A 19,562-nucleotide genomic window follows, 5' to 3' on the forward strand; every position below is an offset into this window, starting at 1 on the left:
GTTTTTTTGACAGATTAACCTAAACTCACAATTTGATATGTTTAAACCGTTGATTTCATGTTTGGCGCTGACGGCCCTCTCGATGCAGATGGTCGATGCGCAGCAGATCTACCTTTCGCCGTCGGGTAACGACGCCAACTCCGGGACACAGGCATCGCCCGTCTATTCGCTGGCAGCCGCCCGCGACCTGATCCGGAAAATGCCGGCCGGCAGCGACACCGTCACCGTATGGATTGCACCCGGCGAGTACCGTATGGAGCGCACCGTGGTGTTCGACCAGCGCGATACCCGTCCGGTGGTGTTCCGCAGCCAGGGCGACCGGAAACCGGTCTTCGTGGGGGGTGTCTCCGTGAGCGGATGGACACCCTGGCAGAACGGTATCTGGCGGACGCAGCTGCCTGAAACGCTCCACTTCGAACAGCTCTACGTGAACGGCAGTCGTGCCGTGCGGGCCCGGACTCCCAATACCCGTTGGTACTATGTGAAGGGGAACAACGAGACGGTGCTCGACAAGGGAACCGGACGGGCTCCCGAATATGCCGTGCAGCGGATTGCGGTTGACTCCAACGAATTGAAGCCGCTTGCCGGCCTCTCGCGCGAAGAGTTGCGTCGTGTGACGGCCCTCTTCTACCACAAGTGGGACGTGACCCGCAAGCCGATCGACCATCTGATGGCCGACTCCGGTTATTTCTTCATCTCCGGCGAGGGGATGAAGCCCTGGAACGCCATCACCGGAGGGTCGCGCTACGTGCTCGACAACTACCTCGGTGCGCTGGATGCACCCGGCGAGTGGTATCTGGCCCCCGACGGCTGGCTCTACTACATGCCTCGCGAAGGGGAGGACATGCGTACGGTCAGCTGTACGGCTCCGACCCTCTCGCGTCTGATTGTCTTTGCCGGTACGGCTGACCAGCCCGTCGCTGGCAAGGAGTTCCGGAACATTGCCTTCCGCACCACCTCCTACACGATGCCGGTTAAGGGTGACGAACCGATGCAGGCCGCTGCCGCCATCCCGGCTGCCATCGAAGCCGACTATGCTTCGCGGCTGGTGTTCGCCGACTGTGAGCTGACCCAGACCGGCGGTTATGGCATTTGGCTCCGTCGCGAGTGCTTCGACAACCGCATTGAACGTTGCGTGATCGAGGATCTCGGGGCCGGCGGCATCAAACTCGGCGAAACCGAAATCCGCTTCGAAGGGCGTCCCGTTACGGCGCGTAACGTGGTGGACAACAATATTATCCGTCATGGCGGATACGTATTCCCGTGTGCCGTTGGCGTGGCAATCTTTCAGGCTGCCGACAACCGCGTGACCCACAACGAAATTGCCGACATGCGTTATTCAGGCGTCTCGGTGGGCTGGAAATGGGGCTATAACGACCAGAAAACCTGGATCACCCGCATGGCCGAAAACGGAACCATGCAGTATGTCGAAGTGCAGGTCGAAAGTCCCGCCGTGCGCAACAAGGTCGAGTTCAACCACATTCACCACATCGGTTGGGCCGAACTGTCCGACATGGGGGCCGTCTACACGCTGGGTGTGTCGCCCGGGACGTCGGTCTCGAACAACGTGATCCACGACATCTACTCCTACGATTACGGCGGATGGGGTCTCTATACTGACGAAGGCTCGACCCATATCCTGATGGAGAACAACCTCGTCTATCGTTGCAAGAGCGGTGGATTCCATCAGCACTACGGGATGGAAAACATGATCCGCAACAACATCTTCGCGTTGGCTTATCAGAATCAGTTGCAGTTCACGCGCGTCGAAGCTCACCGCTCCTTCACGTTCGAACGCAATATCATCCTGTCCGATCGTGGGGTGCTGTTGGCAGGGGCCTGGCGTGAGGCCGACATCGCCATGGACCGGAACGACTACTGGGATCTGCGGTCCGACACGATGCTGCGTTTCTGCGGACTGCCGTTCCGCGAGTGGCGCGAGATCAAGGACAGCCACTCGATCGTGGCCGACCCGATGTTCAACGATCCCGAAGCCGGAGACTTCACCTTCCGCAGCCTGAAAACTGCCCGCAAGATCGGGTTTGTGCCGTTCGACTATTCGAAAGCCGGGGTGTACGGTTCCGACGAGTGGAAAGAGCGCGCCCGTCTGGATGAGTCGATCATCAAGGCTTTCGACGCGGCGGTCGAAGCGCGTGAGGCTGACTACCGTGCCGGTGCGCCCGAACGCGGTGAGCAATAGTCCTCAGTGTAATCGTCGATATGAAATTTTCCGATCGGTATCGCCCGAAAGTCCGATGGCAGAGGGCGATACCGATTTTGGCCTGCCATTATTGCTCGGTTTCGTGTGCGGTTTCGTACCACAAGGCGGCCGATCGTAGCCGCGTGTTGCGGTCGGTGCGTCCGGGCGGAGGCAGGAAACGAATACAGTGGCTCTGTGTTCTTCACGTGTGCATGAACATGAGCCTTGCAACAATCGGTAGAGAAGAATGGTGGCTTCCGGTGAAACCTCAATGGTTTGAACGGGAGACCTGTTTATCGGCCCTTGTTGCGTGAACAGCCGTATAGGCATTATTGGATTTTAGTAGAATCATGAAAAAACTTCTGACCTGTTGTTTACTGGCGGCATCGTGCTGTGTCGCAGCCCGGGGAGCGGGGAAAATTCGGGCCGAGGTGGCCGCACAGCCACGCACCTTCTGCAACCCGCTCAACCTGCCCTACCGGTTCATGCTGATCCCCGAGGGGAAAGGCTCGCGTGAGGCGGCCGACCCGGTGGTGATACCGTTCGGCGACCGCTATTACCTGTTTGCATCGAAGTCGGGCGGGTATTGGCATACGACCGATTTCGTGCAGTGGACCTTTGTGCCGATTGCCGACGATGTGCTGCCGATCGAAGACTACGCCCCGGCTCTCTTTGTGCGGAACGGGTGGCTCTATTACGTCGGCTCGACCCCCGGCAACGGACGGCTCTACCGTTCGCAGGCGCCCGAGCGCGGCCAATGGGAGTTGGTGACTGAAATCCCCTCCCGCTGGGACCCTGCTTTCTGGGCCGAGGGCGACAACCTCTATATCTATTACGGCAGTTCGCCCTCCGATCCGATCCGTGCGGTGACGCTCGATCTGGAGACCTTCCAGCAGAAGGCCGAGCCGGTGGACTGTCTTAACAGCGATACCGCCTCCCACGGCTGGGAGCGTCCCGGAGCCCGGCATGAACTGCCGCGCCGTCCCTATATCGAAGGGGCCTGGATGACTAAACACGGGGGGCGTTATTATCTCCAGTATGCCGGTCCCGGTACCGAGTGGGATACCTATGCCGACGGGGTTTATGTCGGCGATACGCCGCTCGGTCCGTTCCGTTATATGGACAACAACCCCACCTCCTCCAAGGAGGGAGGCTTTATCGGCGGTGCCGGCCACGGGTGCCTGTTCGAGGTCGGAACGCAGTGGTGGAAAGCCGCCACGAACTCGATCTCGGTCAAACACATGTTCGAACGCCGCGTGTCGTTTTACCCGTCGGGCTTCGACGGCGACGGCTACCTGTGGACCGATACCTATGCGGGCGACTATCCGCTGTGGCTGCCCGGCACGATGAACGACGGTACGAGCGGGCCGCAATGGGAACTGTTGTCGCTGCGACGTCCCGTGCGGGTCTCGTCGGCGCTCGACGACCACGACGGAGCGTTGGCCGCGGACGAGGCGGTACGTACCGAGTGGGTGGCCCGTACGGCCGATGCCGGCGAGTGGTTCGAGGTTGACCTGGGCGAAGGGGCTCAGGTGGCGGCCGTGCAGATCAACTTCGGCGAGTTCGGCTCGCAGTTGACTGCCCGCGATCCGCGTTCGCATCAGAGCTACGTGCTGGAGGCTTCGCACGACGGCAAACGTTGGACCACCCTGGTGGACAACAGCGAGAAACAGACCGATACGCCGCACGACTATATTGAATTCAGTGAGCCGTTCGAGGCGCGTTACATCCGCATACGCAACGTCTCCTATACGTCGGCTCCTTACTTCTCGCTGCGTGATCTGCGTGTTTTCGGACACCGTGCGGGGGATGCTCCGGCGGCGGTTGCCGGTCTCGCCGTTGAGCGTCACGCGACCGATGGCTGTCGGGCGAAGGTGCGGTGGACGCCCGTGACGGGTGCCGACGGCTATGTGATCCGTTACGGTATCGCTCCCGATAAGCTTTACAGCAGCGTGCGGATTCCGAATGGAACGGCCGGCGAGTGGGAGATGACGGGGCTGAATCGTGGAGTCTCCTACTGGGTTGCCGTAGATGCCTTTAACGGCAGTGGAACGACGCGGGGTACGGCCGTGGCGGTCGAGTAACCGCATCGTGGTCGGAGCGTTCGCTCCTGCGAATTTTCCGACTCTTGAACTTACTTTCTGAATCCTCTGAAAATAATCGGGGCGGTATTCATCCGAGTTAAGGATGAGTACCGCCCCGATTCTATACGGCAACCGTAAGACGCGGCCCGAGGATTATTTCCTCGCTTTCAATCGAATCTGGACGTTGAATGAGCCGCCGTCCTTGCGTTTGTCTACGGGAGTGATGGCGCAGGCGCAGTAGAGAACCAGCGGAACTCCCTGTGCATCGGTGAGCAGCTGGGGACGTTCCAGACGGTTGACCTGCAGGGTGTTGCCCGAGGGCAGCACCAACTGCTTCTTCATAAAGAGCGAAGTGTCGGGCAGCTCCCAGTCGATGCCGTCGTCAGACCGCATGACGGCCAGGCAGGGTTCGCCCTGCGTGAAGGCGCCGGTAAAGTCCTTGAAAATGGCGTAGAAGGCCGTGTCGCGCTCGCAGTACCAGACATAAGGGTCTTCGGCCGAACTTTTGCGGCCGTCGGCCGATTTGACGGTGAAGACCTCGCGGTCGAGCGGAACGAACGGACCGGTCGGCGAGTCGCTCAGAGCAACGCCGTGCACGCCGCGCCAGGTGGGGTCGTACATGTTGCCCTTGAAGTAGAGCAGGTACTTGCCGTCGCTCGGTCGGCGCACCACGGAGGGGTTCACCACGATGATGTTGTCCGGCAGGGGTTGGGTGCCTTCTGGCGAGGGATCGACGATGCGGTCGGGTTTGACACGGGTGCGCGGCGTGAGCAGCGGCACGTCCGACCGTTCGTAGCGTCCGGCGAGCAGGTCGGCAAAGGAGTCGAACACCAGTACGCCGATCCGTAGCGACTGCTGGACGCGATCGCGCAGCGGGAGCGTTCCGTCGGCCGACCGGATGGGAAGTCCGGGACGGTCGACACCGCCGACGTAGTAGAGGTAGTATTTGTCACCGAATCGCCGCAGGTGGGGGTTCATAACGCTCTGCGCATCCCAGGCCGAGCTGTCGGTACGGAAACCGTCGGCGTTGAGGAAGATGCCCAGATCGCGGAACGAGCCGTCCGGACGGTCCGATACGGCAACACCCATCTCCGAGCCCAGCACCCACGCCGGATCGAACGTGTAGGTTCCGGTGCGCGGAGCGCTGTAGACGATGTAGTAGCGCCCGTCTTCGCCCTGAATGGCGGAGGCGCCCCACACGAAGTGGTCGTCGAGACGGAACACGGAGGGGCCGGTGGCATCGGCACGGTCGGCTTCGCGGCTGACGGTCAGTTCGACCGGTTCGGCTTCGACACGATAGGCCTGTGCGGCCGCCGGACCTCCTCCGGCGGCACACAGGGCCAGGATAATTAACAGACGACGCATGGTGCTACTGTTCGATGGTCTGGATGTCGGGCAGTTTGCATCCGATCCGTTCGAAGGGGATCGGGCTGAAGCGGTCGATCATGCGGTAGATCGCAGCGTCGGGCACAAAACCGGCCAGCGGGTTTTCGGGATCGGCAAAACCGGGGTCCTGATTGGTCATCCAGTTGTTGCTCCAGTCGGCCCACGAGGGCGATCCGTTCAGCAGACGGCCGATCTTGTAGAAGAGGTTACCGGCAAAGACGTTGCCGCGAGGTACGCGCGGGGTTCCTTCCCAGTAGTGGGCCAGTTTGGGGTATGCCGTGGCGTAGGGCGGCTCGTTGTAACGGACGGCTTTCAAACGCTGGTCGACAATGCCGTCCGGATCGAGCATCCCGCGGCCCCAGCCTTCCATACGGTTGTCGATGTGGATGGCCATCGGCATGTCGATGAAGATGTTGTTGCGGTAGACGATGTCGTGGCCGCCGCCGATCAGCACGGGAATGGTGCCCGAACGGAAGTAGACGCAGCCGAAAACCTCCATGCCGCAGGCTCCGTCGTCGTGGTAGGTGGCCGAGACGCGGTGGGCCGACGAGAAGTCATGGAAGTAGCAGTACTGTACGCGGTTGCCCTGTTCGGCCGGGTCGCGGCCGTAGTAGAAGGCTCCCTGGTCGTCGACTTCGCGGCAGACGTCGTAGATATCGCAGTATTCGACCACGTGGTCGTTGCCGTGGAGCAGGATGGCCATGCTGGGGGCGTTGAAGATTTCGACGTTCGAGATGCGGTTGCCCACGCCGTCGATCCAGATGCCGGGTCGGTATGACTTTTCGATGCGGTTGAAGTCGTGGATGCGGCAGTTCTCGACGTAGTTTCCGGCCGGGGTCAGCGTGGCGCGGTCGCCGCCGCCGAGGCTCACACCGCCGGCGCCGAGCTGATAGATATAGCTGTTGCTGATGCCGTTATTCGTACCGGCGTGACGGTTGAAGAGTACGTCGTTGTAGGTGCGGTCCTGGAGCGATCCGATAATGGCCGGAACCCCCTCCGGAGTATTGGTCGGCACGGTGGTAGCTTCGACTGAACCCGAGTCGCCGCGGCCGAGGCTCACACCGATGTAACCGAGGTTGCGGATCACGCAGCTGTCGATCCGCACGCCGTCGGACTCTTCGATGTAGACACCCATACCGCGCGAGTATTCGAGCGTTACGCCGCGCAGGGTGACGTTGCGGCAGCCTGCGAACATGAACATGGGCGTTTCGAGCGTCGAGATGTAGACGTCGTCCAGATCGGAACCCGTCGGAGGCAGGAAGTAGATCTTGCCGGCCGGCTGGTCAAGTACGTATTCGCCGGGGAGGTCGATCTCTTCGAGCAGGTTCAGCGCGAACCAGCGGCGCCACGGAGCACCGGTCATGAAGCCGTAGACGGTGTGGTGGGCGACGTGGATCGTGTGTTGAGTGGTGTCGATGTGGTCTACACCGATGATGTCGTTGGCGTAGCCGTGGGCGAAGTAGCCGCCGATCCACATCCCTTTGGCCGATTTCCACTGCGAGGGACGGTCTTCGTTGTATTCGAAGACGGGCAGATTTCCCTCCTTGCGGTGTTCGCCGCTGCCGGCTTCATGGACTTTACCGATCAAGACCATGCTGTCGTTGGGCCAGCGGGCGATGGTCATCGGTTTGCCGTCGATGAAGAGTTCGCTCCAGCCGGGCATCGACGGTCGGCCGAATCCTTTGGGCATCAGGTCGGTCAGTTCGATTCCCAGGGCGCGGGTGTCGATTTCGCGCACCAGGTCGCGCACTTCGGGGCGGAGACGGTCGCGTACGGCCGGGTCGGAGACTTTGCGGAGTTGTTTGGCCGGGACGGGAGCGCCGCCGGTGAAGGTGACCGCTTCGCCGTTCCAGGGCGAGATAATGATCTGGCTGGCGTTCGAAACGTCGACGGTTTTGCTGAGGGCGTACGTACCGCCGCGCAGACGGATGTGGATGGTGTCGCCTTTGAGTGTGGCGGCTTCCGAGAGGGCGCGTTCGACGGTTTGGAACGGTTTGCGCAGGGTGCCGTCGCCGCGGTCGCTGCCGCCGGGCGAGACGACCAGGGTCTGCTGACGGGCCTGGGCACTCAGCGCCAGACCGAGCAGCGACACGATGAAGAGTCGGTTCATTCGCATGGAATAGAGTTTATGGGTTTAGTGGTTTGGTTATGTTTCTGGTTTGTGGAGGTGGAAACGGCTTGCTGCCGTGGCAGGGCTATGTGTGCGGCGGCGAAACAACTGTTCCCGAAGGAAGAGACTGTGCCCGGCGAGTGGCCGGGGAGGACGGTCGTTTAGTCGATGGGGACGATGTGCCAGGCTTCGCCTCCCGAGGGCTTGAGGTCGGCGGTTATTTTGTCGCCGGCGCGGACGGTCTGCGTTTCGACGGAGACTTTCGTGCGGGTCGGAAGCGATTCCGGGCCGTCGGCATAGCGGGTGAGGCGGTATTTGCGCCCCTTTTCGAGGAAGTCGAGGGCGAGGGTCAGCGTGCGTCCCTCTTTGTTGGTGATGGTACCGACGAACCACTCCCCGCCGCTGCGACGAGCCACGCTGGCATAGCCGCCGATCTGACCGTCGAGAACGACGGTTTGGTCCCATACGGTCGGCATTGCTTTCCAGAATTCGAGTTCGGGCTCTCCGCCGTAGTTTGACGGACGGTCGTACCAGTAGATGAACTGCAGCGGGCTGTAGTAGACCACCGGCAGGGCCAGCTGATGGGCCGGAGTGTTCTGCACGTGGCGTTTTTCGTGGCCGAACTCCTTGCGGGTGTAGTAGCAGTAGGTGTAGTCGCCGGCGCCGCTCAGGTAGCGGGTGAAAGGCAGGGCGGTGTTGTGGTCGGCATCGGGCATCTCTTCGTTGCCGCGGATTCCCTCCTGGGTCAGCAGGTTGGGCCACGTGCGGCTCAGACCGGTGGGACGGTATTCGTCATGAATATCGACCACCATGCCGTATCGGGCTGCCTTGCGGACGGCTTCGTTGACCCATTCGACCCAGTGGTGGGTGCCGGTATTGACGAATCCGAACTTGATGCCCGCAACGCCCCAATGCTGGTAGAGGGGTAGCAGAACGTCCAGATTCTTTTCGAGTTGGCGGCGGTTGACGTAGAGCATCACGCGGACGTTCTTGCTCTTGGCGTAGCGGATCACCTCGATGAGGTTCAGGTCGTTGACCGGGTTGCGGTCGGGGTCGACATCGACGGTCGTGGCGTCGGCGGCCTGGATGTATTCGTGGCCGTACCAGCCGGCGTCAAAGTGGATGTAGTCGATACCGCGCTCGGCGGCAAAATCGACACATTCAAGGGCGGTTTTGGTGTTGAGTGTGGTCTCGCGGATCACCTTTCCGGGGTGAATCCAGTCGGTCGAAGCTAGTGCGCAGGGCTCGTTGAGGTTCAGAATCAGACCGTTGTTCTGGAGCAGTTCGGTGGGACGGTCGGCGGCCATCACCACCCGCCACGGTGAGTGCATCGGGGTGCCGGTGGCTACGGGCGAGTCCATCGCGAGGCGCAGTTTGCCGGCTTGTTCGCCGGCACGCAGACGGGTGCGGGCGTAGTTCACCAGTGCGGCATCGAGTACGGCAGCGTATCGGCCGTCGGGCAGTTCGACGGTCAGCGGCATCTCGGTTTGCAGCTTTTCGAGCGTGCGGCGTTGGCAGAGTGCCTGCGGGTGGGAGTTGATCCATCCGCGCGTGCTGTCCGGAAAGTTGAATTCGGTCAACTCGTCGCCGATCTTCAGAATCAGGTCTTCGTGCGGAAATTCGTAACGGAAGGCAATCCCTTCGTCGTAGGCCCGGACACAGAGCCGGATGTTCGAGCCGGGAAAGTTGACGTAGAACTGGTTGTAGTGGTCACGATACTCGGACTGTTCGCCGTAGACGGGGCGCCAGGTGGTGTCGTGGGTGGTGGTTTCGGAAAGTTCGATCTTCCCAATGTTGGGAATGGCGTTCCACGAGCCGGTGCCGTTGCGGTCTTCGAGGCGGAGGTTCAGAATCGAGGGTTCGACGAGGGTCTGTCCGTCGAACGCAATGGTGTAGGTCAGCGGCGACCCTTTGTCGGTGGTGTCGGCAGCCTGTAGGGTGAAGGTCAGTCGGCCGTTCGGCGAGACGATCTGTCCCAACTCGACGGCGTGGGCGGATAGACTCGCGGTGATTCCGACGATGATCAGGAGAAAGAGACGGTTAAACATGGCGTTTGGAGTTAGTGGTGGCGGGTGGGGGATGGAAATGCTGCCCGCAGCGTGCGGCTCGAGTCGCATCTCCCCGATACGATGTACCCGGCGATACCCTCTGAGGAAGGGTGTCGCCGGGTTTTGGGGTAGGATAGGGATGTTGCCGGTTGGTCTGGCGTCTCGCTGACGGAGCGAGTCGGGGCAGACCAGGCCGGGTATCCCGGTTAGTTCTGGCGGATGCCGGCCTGACTGAAGACTACCGTTTCGCCGGTCAGGGTCGTTTCGCCGGCTACGGTGTTGTCACCGAAGCGTTTGTCGGCTTTGGGCATGCGTCCTGCGGCCCAGATCTGTACGCGGCCTTCGGGAACGAGGGTCTGACCCTGGTCGCTGGTATATCCGAGCTGTTCGGGGGCGAGGGTGAAGGTGACGGTCTTGCTTTCGCCGGGCTCGAAGTGGATGCGTTGTACGCCGGCCAGCGAGCAGAGCGGGGTGACGCCGCCCACGGAACCGCGACGCGATACGTAGATCTGTACCACTTCGTCACCGGCCATGCGGCCGCGGTTGCGCACTTCGACGCTCACGCGGATCGAATCGCCCGTTGCGGCGGTCTCGGGTACCTGCAGCGCGGAGTAGGTGTAGGTGTTGTAGCTCAGACCGTAGCCGAAGGGGTAGAGCACTTCGCCGTCGAAGTAGCGGTACGTACGGTTCTGCATGCTGTAGTCGCGGAAGTCGGGCAGGTCGGCGGTCGAGTTGTAGAAGGTCACGGGCAGACGGCCGGCCGGGTTGTAGCGGCCGAACAGGATGTCGGCAACGGCGTTACCGGTCTCCTGACCGCCATACCAGGCTTGAATGATGGCGTCGGCGTTGGCGGCTTCCCACGGGAAGGCTACGGCGCTGCCGGACATGTTGACGAAGACGAGCGGTTTGCCGGTGGCTTTGAGTTTCTTCATCCATTCGGTTTGGATGGCGGGCAGTTCGATCTGGCTGCGGTCGCCGCCGAGGAATCCTTTGATGTCGTCGTTTCCGGCGTCACCGGCTTCCCCTTCGAGCAGGGGTGAGATACCGCCGGCGAAGATGATGGCGTCGGCCTTGGCGATGGCTTTGATCACTTCGTCAACGCTGGGGCCGTCGGCCAGTGCCGAGGTGATCTGGGTGGCGGGGTAGTAGATCACTTCCAGACCCGGTTCGCGTTCGAGGGCCATCTTGAGGGTGACGTTTTCGACCGGGAAACCGTTGTAGTTACCCAGTTGTGTGGTGGGGTTGTCGGCGTTGGGGCCGATCAGGGCAACGGTCTTGATGCGTCCGGCTTTCCACGGCAGTTGGCCGTTGTTCTTGAGCAGCACCATCGACTTGCGGGTCATTTCGAGGGCCTGGGCCTTGTGGGCGGGCGAGGAGACGACCGAGTAGCTGATGGTGTCGTAGGGCACGCTGCCGTGGGGCTCGAACTGGCCCAGACGGAAGCGGATCATGAAGAGACGGCGCAGCGAGAGGTCGATCTGTTCTTCGGTGATCAGACCGCGTTTGACGGCCTCCATCAGCGAGGCGTAGTCGCTGCCGCATTCGAGGTCGGTTCCGTGCATCACGGCATCGGCGGACGAGGAGGCTGCATCGGGATGGGTTTTGTGGAACCGGTGGAAGTCGTTGATGCCCCCGCAGTCGGAGGTGACGTAACCCTGGAAGTCCCATTCGTAGGCCAGGATCTGGCGCATCAGTTTGTCACTGCCGCAGCAGGGTTGTCCTTCGTAGCGGTTGTAGGCGCACATCACGCCCGAGACTCCCCCTTCGCGTACAAGGCTGCGGAAGGCGGGTAGGTAGGTGTCCCACAGATCGTAGGTGGTGACCCGGGCGTCGAAGGAGTGACGGTCGGGTTCGGGGCCGCTGTGTACGGCGTAGTGTTTGGCGCAGGCCGAGGTCTTGAGGTAGTTGGGGTCGTCGCCCTGCAGACCGCGTACCATGGCGTTACCCATCAGTGCAGTCAGGTAGGGGTCTTCGCCGTAGGTCTCCTGGCCGCGACCCCAGCGGGGATCACGGAAGATGTTGATGTTCGGCGTCCAGAAGGTCAGACCTTTGTATTGTTTGCCCTGATCGGGGGTACCGAGGGTGGCGTTGTAGATGCCGCGGGCTTCGTCGGAGATGGCTTCGGCGGTCGTTTGCAGGGCGGCGGGGTCGAACGTGGCGGCCATCCCGATGGCTTGCGGGAAGACGGTCACTTTGTCGCCCGAGCGGCCGACGCCGTGCAGACATTCGTTCCACCAGTTATAGGCCGGTATCCCGAGTCGCGGGATGGCCGGGCTGGTGTGCATCATTTGGGAAACTTTCTCCGAGAGGGTCATCCGGGCGATCAGGGAGTCGACGCGCGGGTCGACGGTCAGGCGGGCGTCGCCGGCTCCCGATGCGTGGAGGGTCAGCAGGGCGGCACCGGCCAGGGTGTAGAGGATAGCTTTCATGGTTGGGTTAATCTATGGTTTGGCGGGTCTTGTTGTAAGCGATCCGGTCGAATTTGTAGAAGAAGGCGGCACGGTGGGCCACGTCGGTCTGTTTCTCGTTGAGGCGCACGACGTAAGGCATGCGGGCCACTTTTTTGCAGAAGTTGCGGATGTCGAACTGTTTGCGGTAGATGGCTTCGTAGAGGCCGCGCAGTTCCGAGAGGGTGAACTTGGTGGGGAGGAGTTCGAACAGCATGGCGGGTTCGCTTTCGATCCACTGGCGGATCTCACGCAGGGTCTCTTCGACGATTCGGTTGTGGTCGAAGGGCAGTTGCGGCACCTCGCTGATCGGGCACCAGCGGGCTGAGCGGCTGCGGGCGGCGGCGCTCAGGGTGCGGTTGATCTTGCACAGCGAGAGGTAGGCGATGGTGATGAGTCGGCCGACGGGGTGGCCGTAGGTCTTTTCGAGCCATCCGACGTCGCTCGGGTCGGTGGTTCGTTCGGGCGAGCTGAAGCACTTGAATTGCTTGAGGCTCATGCGGCGGATGCCGGTCAGTTCGTAGAGTACGCGTTGGGCGGCGCTGTCGGTGTCTTCGGTCTGGTGGATCAGACTGCCCGGCAGTTTCAGATCTTTGGTCCCTTCTTTCTCGATCAGGAGAATGTTCAGCTCTTTGCCGTCAAAGCCGAAGATCACACAGTCGATCGAGACATGGGTGTGCATGTATTCCATGGGTGGTTCCGGAATAAGGTTTGGTTTGGGTTTGTACAAATATAATAATTTATGTGGTAAAATATTCAGTAACAGATGATTGAATCTGGGCCATATTGTTTGTCGTACCATAAATTCGGCGAGTGATTTATCGGACTCCGCGCTGATTTTCAGAGACTATGCAGTTTTTCTTATTGTATTTTTTATGATATGTGAATAATGTGAAATTCATGCTTTTTGCCCGATCGGATTACTTGAAAACGGGGCCTCGGAACTGTCATGAGGACAAAAAGTGTGACTCCCACGAAGCCGGCGGAAATGCGACAGCCCCCAGGAATCCTTTCTCTTGGACCTGGGGGCTGTCTCAGCTTAGGGGATGATTCCGAGGAATCAGTGACGGGTTTCGATGATGTTGTCTTCGATGGTCACGTCGTTGCATTCGTTGGTGTGGATCAACTGCTCCTGAGTGACGCTCTGCGGCGAGGTGAACAGGTTGTTCCGGATCTGCAGGCCGTCGACCGATTTGGCCGAGATGGCGTCGGCACCGCGCAGTACGAAGCGGTTGTTTTCGATGCGGATGTTGCGGTGTACGAAGCCTTCGTTACGGTCGTTCTCGGGTGCGATGAAGATGACCGGCGTGCTGCATTCGATAAACTGGTTGCCGCGGATGGTCACATCGCGGACCATTCCCGATTCGAACCAGCTGCGGGCGTCGTCGGCGATCAGGATGCCACTCATCTGGGTACGGAAGAAGGTGTTGTTCTCGATCAGCACCTTGCGGCGGGTCGAGATCAGCACGCCGCGCGTCGGGACGCGTCCGAAGTAGTTGTCGCGGATGATGACTTCCGGGGTGTAGGTCGTGTTTTCGACCACCAGTTCCGTTTTTTCGCGGATCTCGTCGGGTACCGGTTTGGTCAGCGTGATGAGAATCTCACGTTCGCTTTTCATCTCGGCCTCCTTGACCCGTGCGCTGGCCACCGGCAGCAGCGAGTGCGCATCGGTAAAGTCGATCTCGTTGCCGGGCAGGAACGACTGGAAACCGTACGTTTGCGGGTGCATGTAGCGCACCAGCACCTGGTTCGGGGCGACGAACTGCTGGACGGCAAGGTGGGTGCCGTGGACGTTGATCGGGTCGTCGTGGGCGCCGTTGAAGCGACAGTGTTCGATCACGATCCGACCCTTGCAGCCCGACATGTGGACGAAGTCGGCAAAACCGGCATTGGTGCGTCCGCTGCCGGGCTCCGGTTCGAGCGAGAGGTGACGGTAGGTGAGGTTTTCGGACATCTGGCTGAGGACGCTGAAGTTGCCCAGGAAGGCAAAGCGGATCTGTTCGAGGGTCACGTTCTTGCTGTACTGGATCAGGCCGCACACCTCGTCGCGGATGCCGTCGCGCATCTGGAACACCTGTCCGGCACGGGCCTGGGGCCGGGAGTCGTACACGAAACGGAGCAGGCCCGGTTCCAGTTCGATGGCTTTGCGCAGTCCCGAGAGGGGCGACCAGCTGCGCCACGTGATGTCCTGTTCGGGGTCGTAGGTTTGGGCGATGCTCTGGCTGAGGCGCCAGCTGTCGCCCACGAAGGCGAAGCGGCCTTCGCTGTCGATCTCGTAGCGCGATTGCGGGTGGATGCGGACGGTCAGGTGGTGTTCGCCCACTTCGGTGACGGTCAGTTCCGGAACGGTGGGGTCGGCGGCGGTGACGGTCAGGTTGCGCAGACGGATGTTCTCACTGTGGTCGATCACGAAGCTGGTCAGCTCGCCGTGGGTCACCAGACGGGCGCCGTTCCCTTCGACGGTGATGTTCTTCTGTTCGTTGAACCACAGACCGATGTGCTTGGTCGGATCGGGATTCTCCGTCTCGGAGGTGGTGTTCGAACAGTAGTAGGTGCGGGCCGTGGCGCTTTGGCGGTAGAGGTGGTAGTCGGCGTTCTGAAGCTCGATGACCACCTCCTGGCCGCGGTAGTCGCGGGCCTGCTCGATGGCAGCCTGCAACTTCCGGGTCATGTCGCCCGTTTCGGGGGCGACGCGGATCACGTGTTGCGCGGCCGACAGACCGATTCCGGCACAGCAGGCCAGCAGCGAACAGAGGATTCTTTTCATAGCGGTTGGATGGAGCATGTGGGGGTTAAAGTTCGGTTTTGGTCAGGATCGAGACGCTGCCGTTCAGACCCACGGCCGAACCGGCGCTGCCGTTGAGCAGGACGCGCAGTTCACACGGCCCCTCGACTTCGGGCAGGTCGACCCGCAGGTCGGCGGCATCGGCCTTCTCCTTGGTGGCGATGCGGGTGCCGTTCAGCCAGATTTCGGCCGCTCCGGTCAGCTGTTTGAACTCGATGACGCCACCCTTCTGGCGGTGTACCTGATGCGGGGTGAAGGTGGTGCGCAGGATGATGTAGCCGTTCTGGTCGAGTTTCACCGGTTCGTTGTTGGCCAGCGGTTCCCAACTGTTCATGTCGTTGTCGGCCACTTTCTGGTTGACGTCGGGACGGTCGGCCGACAGCGGCGAGACGTTCCATTTGTTGAGCATCAGCGGGGTGTAGGCTTCGGCTACGAACGGGGGCAGCGGGGTCTCGGTCACTTCGAACTCCAGCGTGGCGGGTTCGAGGCCGGGGGCGCTGGCCGTGAGGGTCACGGTGCCGGCCGTCTCGTCGCTCTGCAGGATCACCTGGGCCAGACCGTTGAAGAGACTGCGGCGGTTCCCCTTTTCGGGTTCGTGGCAGTTGGGGTCGCCGTTGCCCAGACCGATGATGCGGGCCGGACCTTCAAGGGCGAATTCGACCATTTGGTTGGCGGTCGGGATGGGGCGTCCCTTGGCGTCGAGTACTTCGACCGTCACGGGCATGGCGTCCTTGCCGTTGCCGGCCAGTGTCGGGCGGTAAGGAGTGAGGCGCAGACGTTTGGCCTCTCCGGTGGTTTCGACCACGGCGCGCGATACCTCCTTGCCGTCCTTATATCCGATGGCCTCCAGACGGCCCGGCTTGTAGGGTACCTGCCAGGTGTTCATCTCGAACGAGTCGACCGTCTGTTCGGAGATCAGTTTGCCGTTGAGGCGGAGTTTGACTTTGTCGGCGTTGCTCATGACCATCACCTGGATGGGGCGGCCGATCGAGTCTTCGGGCCAGTTCCAGTGCGGGATCAGCTCCAGGATGGGTTTGTCGTCGATCCACTGGGCCTGGTGGATGTAGTAGGCCGATTTGGGGAAACCGCACAGGTCCATGATACCGAAGAACGAGCTGACCGAAGGCCAGCCGAAGGGGGTCGGTTCGCCGTGGTAGTCGAAGCCGGTCCAGTAGAAGCAGCCGGCCATCCAGGGACGTTCGGCCACGGCTTTCCAGGCGCTGCGGTGGGTGGCGCCCCAGCCGGTGCAGTGGGTGTCGTACGAGCCGAGGATGTGGCGGTCGTAGTCGGTCACATATTCGCCGCGTACCATCAGTGCCGAACCGTCTTCGGAACTGGTCAGCGGCAGGGTGGGATTCGATTTGTGGAAGGGATCGTAGCTGCCGATCTGGTAGTTGAAGCCGCCCACGTCGACGGCCTGCGATACGTTGTGTTCAGAGAAGAAGCCTCCGTTCATGGCGGCGGTCACCGGGCGGGTCGTGTCGAGTCGTTTGACCACGTCCGACATGCGGCGAACCATCTCGTAGCCGTTTTCGGTCCCCTGCATCGGCTCTTCGTTGAAGACCGACCACAGGATCACGCTCGGACGGTTGCGGTCGCGGCGCACGAGCCACTCCAGCTGGCGCACGTATTCGGGCGAGGTGTTGAACAGACGGTTCTCGTCGAGTACCATGATCCCCATGCTGTCGCAGGCGTCCATGAACTCTTTGGCCGTGGGGTTGTGGGCGGCGCGGTAGGCGTTGACGCCCATCTCTTTCAGCTTGCGGAGGCGGAACTCCCACATGGCGTCGGGAACGGCCACCCCTACGCCGGCATGGTCCTGGTGGTTGCAGACCCCTTTGATCTTGACGTTCTTGCCGTTCAGCCAGAAACCGGTGCTGCTGTCGAACCGGATGGTGCGGAACCCGCAGCGGGTTACCTGTTCGTCGGTCACCTTGCCGCCTGCTTTGACGGTGGTGCGCACGGTGTAGAGGTGCGGCGTCTCGGGCGACCAGAGGGCCGGATCGCTGACCGGAATGGTCATCCGGGCGGTCGCTTCGCGCAGGGCCAGTACGCTGACGGGCTGCTGCTGCGTGGCGACGGTTTCGCCCGTGGGCGAGAGCAGGGTCACTTCGACGTTGCCGTCGGCCTGCTCCTTGCCGGAGTTGTAGAGCGATACTTCGACGGGAATCTCCCACTCGGTGCCGCTCTTATTGACCGGGTTGGCATAGACGCCGTCCGTGGTGATGTGCAGGGGCGAACGTTTGACCAGCCAGGTGTGGCGGTAGATGCCGGCTCCTTCGTACCACCACCCTTCCTGGGCGTCAGCGTCGACGCGCACGGCGATGGTGTTGACGTTATCGCCGTAGGTGGCGTAGGGGGTGATGTCGATGTACATCGAGGTGTAGCCGCACCAGTTACGGTGCAGCACGGTACCGTTCACCCAGATGGTAGCGTGGGTGGCGATCCCGTCGAGCTGGATCTCGAGGTGTTTGCCCTTGTCTTCGGGGGCGAGCTTGAATTTGCGGCGGTACCATCCGATGCCGCGTTTGTAGTACCCCTGTGAGAGGTTGGCGTCGGGATCGACCGTGCCTTCGATGGCCCAGTCGTGGGGCAGATCGACGATCCGCCAGTCGGAGTCGTCGTAGTCGGGGGCTGCGGCGCCGCTCACACAGCCGGCTTTGGCGTTGCGATAGGTGGCGTTGTGGCCTTTGATGACGGGGTAGGGAATGTCGCCCAGGTGGAAACTCCACCCTTTGTCGAGCGAAAGCACTTCGCGGGGCGAATCGCTCTGTTGGGCATGGGTCCACTGGAGGGTGCCGGCAAAGAGCACGGCAAGCAGCATGCGGATGATTTTCATGTCTGTTGAGTAAGGGTTTTGGGGTTTTTGTTGATCGGTGTTAGAATTTGTTGACGGCTGTTTCGCGTCCGTTCCGGTAGAGCTTGACGCTCAGCAGCGAGGGGTCTTCGAGCGGGTTTTCGCCGGGGATGGCGAGGGTACGGTTCTCGTAGGGCTGAAGGGTGGGAACCTCGCATTCGACGACGGTCGCCCCGTTGGTGGTGATGCGCAGTGTGGCGGGTTCCGAAGCCTTGAGACCGAAGTTGCCCCCCTCGACCCGCCATTGACGGGCCGTGGAGTCGTACTGCGGACGACGGGCCGAGAGCAGTGCCGGGGTGTAGTCGACGTATGGAAGACGGGCGTAACCGATGGCAAGACCGCCTTTCCGGTCGCGGCCGATCAGTTTCGGGGCGAATTCGTCGGGGGTGATGCCGCTGCCGGTGCCGTCGAAGGTGACGATCAGGTCTTTGCCCGAGCGTTCCCACTTCAGGGGGCGGCAGCCGCGGCCGAAGTTGACTTCGGTGAAGGCTCCGAAGCGAAGCGACGGAATGTCAAGCTCCTTGGCCGGATTGAACCCCTTTTCGGCACGGATACGGACGCGGATTTCGGAGGTCGAGGCGTCGATCGTGTCGGGGTTGAGCACATCGAGCAGCAGGTCTTTTTGCAGCGGGATGCAGATGTTCTTCGAACTGTGGTTATCATTGCCGAGGTCTTCCCACTTGATGGTGTCGATCACGGCGAAGTTCATCTGGATGGGGCGTCCTTCGGGGTCCTGGAACACCTTGGCGCGTTCGTACTTGAACCACTCCTCGACGTGGCCGTCGCGGTGGCGCGAGATGCCGGGCACGTAGGCTTCGCCGGGTTCGGTCACCCAGTGCAGGCCGTCTTTCGACCGCTGGTAGAAGGCGATGCGCCCTAGCCAGTCGTTCACGATGAGGTGGTACTGGAGCGAGTCGCGCCAGATGACCGGGTCTTCGAACTCGCCTTCGACCGGCGGGTAGATGCGCTGTTCGGTGATCTGCTGGTAGGGCGATTCGCCGGTGCGGCTGATCCATACGCCCCCGCCACGGCAGACCATCAGGTACGATCCGTCCTGACGACGCGCGAAGGTGAGGTTGCTGAGCCCTTCGATGATCCGGCGGTCGCGGGGCTGGAAATCGAAGTGGCGATAGCTCCAGGGGCCTTCCAGCCCATCGGCGATGTAGTAGCCGTCGATGACGTAGACGATGATGCGGCCGTCGTCCAGTCGGAAGGCTTCGGGGTTATGGCCCTTGCCGATGGTGTCGCGGATGGTGTAGGGGCCGCTGAGCTGGTCGGACTGGGCGTGGTAAACGGTGGAGTTGCCCCACTCCATGTGGCCTTTGGGGGCGCTTTCGGGCCAGCCGCAGACAAACAGATGGTATTTCCCGGCTTCGTCCTGAAGGATGTTGCCGCCCCAGAACGAGAGGTCGGGGTCTTCGATGCCGTTGTCGACGTAGCGCGGAATGACATTCCTGGCCCCCCAGACCTGGTCGGAGAGTTTACCGTCGGGCATGGGCAGGAAGCGGTCCATGTAGCGGCCGCCAAAGACGAGGTTGTCCCATTCGGCGGGGCGGGGCCGTTCGGTGATCTGGGCGGTGGCCGGTGCGGCTACGGCGGAGAGCAGCAGGGCGAGTAGCGGTAGGGTGTATTTTTTCACGGTGTC

General features: G+C 61.5%; 10 protein-coding genes. 2 read left to right on the top strand and 8 right to left on the bottom strand.

Going from position 1 to position 19,562, the window contains the following annotated elements:
* Positions 1-37: 37 nt before the first annotated feature.
* Together BQ5379_RS08055 and BQ5379_RS08060 are read left to right on the top strand one after the other, a co-directional pair.
* Positions 38-2,200: a right-handed parallel beta-helix repeat-containing protein gene (locus BQ5379_RS08055; protein WP_071134958.1), complete on the top strand. Its 2,163-nt coding sequence runs from the start codon at positions 38-40 to the stop codon at positions 2,198-2,200.
* Positions 2,201-2,550: 350 nt separating this feature from the next.
* The gene (locus BQ5379_RS08060; RefSeq protein WP_071134959.1) at positions 2,551-4,284 is read left to right on the top strand and encodes a discoidin domain-containing protein; all 1,734 of its coding nucleotides are present in this window, start codon (positions 2,551-2,553) and stop codon (positions 4,282-4,284) included.
* 153 nt (positions 4,285-4,437) lie between these two features.
* On the opposite strand, the gene BQ5379_RS08065 is transcribed toward BQ5379_RS08060, so the two are convergent.
* The 8 genes from BQ5379_RS08065 to BQ5379_RS08100 form a co-directional block, all read right to left on the bottom strand.
* The gene (locus tag BQ5379_RS08065; RefSeq protein WP_071134960.1) at positions 4,438-5,649 is read right to left on the bottom strand and encodes a glycoside hydrolase family protein; all 1,212 of its coding nucleotides are present in this window, start codon (positions 5,647-5,649) and stop codon (positions 4,438-4,440) included.
* A 4-nt stretch (positions 5,650-5,653) separates the two neighbouring features.
* The gene (locus BQ5379_RS11050) at positions 5,654-7,786 is read right to left on the bottom strand and encodes a right-handed parallel beta-helix repeat-containing protein (protein WP_083377659.1); all 2,133 of its coding nucleotides are present in this window, start codon (positions 7,784-7,786) and stop codon (positions 5,654-5,656) included.
* Between the two features lie 155 nt (positions 7,787-7,941).
* Positions 7,942-9,828: a glycoside hydrolase family 97 protein gene (locus BQ5379_RS08075; RefSeq protein WP_071134961.1), complete on the bottom strand. Its 1,887-nt coding sequence runs from the start codon at positions 9,826-9,828 to the stop codon at positions 7,942-7,944.
* A gap of 206 nt (positions 9,829-10,034) precedes the next feature.
* On the bottom strand, positions 10,035-12,257 hold the full coding sequence (locus BQ5379_RS08080) for a glycoside hydrolase family 3 C-terminal domain-containing protein (RefSeq protein ID WP_071134962.1): 2,223 nt from the start codon (positions 12,255-12,257) through the stop codon (positions 10,035-10,037).
* A gap of 7 nt (positions 12,258-12,264) precedes the next feature.
* The gene (locus BQ5379_RS08085) at positions 12,265-12,966 is read right to left on the bottom strand and encodes an NUDIX hydrolase (protein ID WP_071134963.1); all 702 of its coding nucleotides are present in this window, start codon (positions 12,964-12,966) and stop codon (positions 12,265-12,267) included.
* A 369-nt stretch (positions 12,967-13,335) separates the two neighbouring features.
* Complete coding sequence (locus BQ5379_RS08090) at positions 13,336-15,042, bottom strand: right-handed parallel beta-helix repeat-containing protein (RefSeq protein WP_071134964.1); 1,707 nt, start codon at positions 15,040-15,042, stop codon at positions 13,336-13,338.
* Positions 15,043-15,067: 25 nt separating this feature from the next.
* Positions 15,068-17,899 (bottom strand): beta-galactosidase GalA, encoded by a 2,832-nt coding sequence (gene galA / locus BQ5379_RS08095; protein ID WP_071134965.1) that lies wholly within the window; start codon positions 17,897-17,899, stop codon positions 15,068-15,070.
* A gap of 40 nt (positions 17,900-17,939) precedes the next feature.
* Complete coding sequence (locus BQ5379_RS08100; RefSeq protein ID WP_071135595.1) at positions 17,940-19,526, bottom strand: glycoside hydrolase family protein; 1,587 nt, start codon at positions 19,524-19,526, stop codon at positions 17,940-17,942.
* Between the last annotated feature and the right edge of the window lie 36 nt (positions 19,527-19,562).

It is taken from the genome of Millionella massiliensis (genome assembly GCF_900104655.1).
GTDB classification, from domain to species: Bacteria; Bacteroidota; Bacteroidia; order Bacteroidales; family Rikenellaceae; genus Rikenella; species Rikenella massiliensis.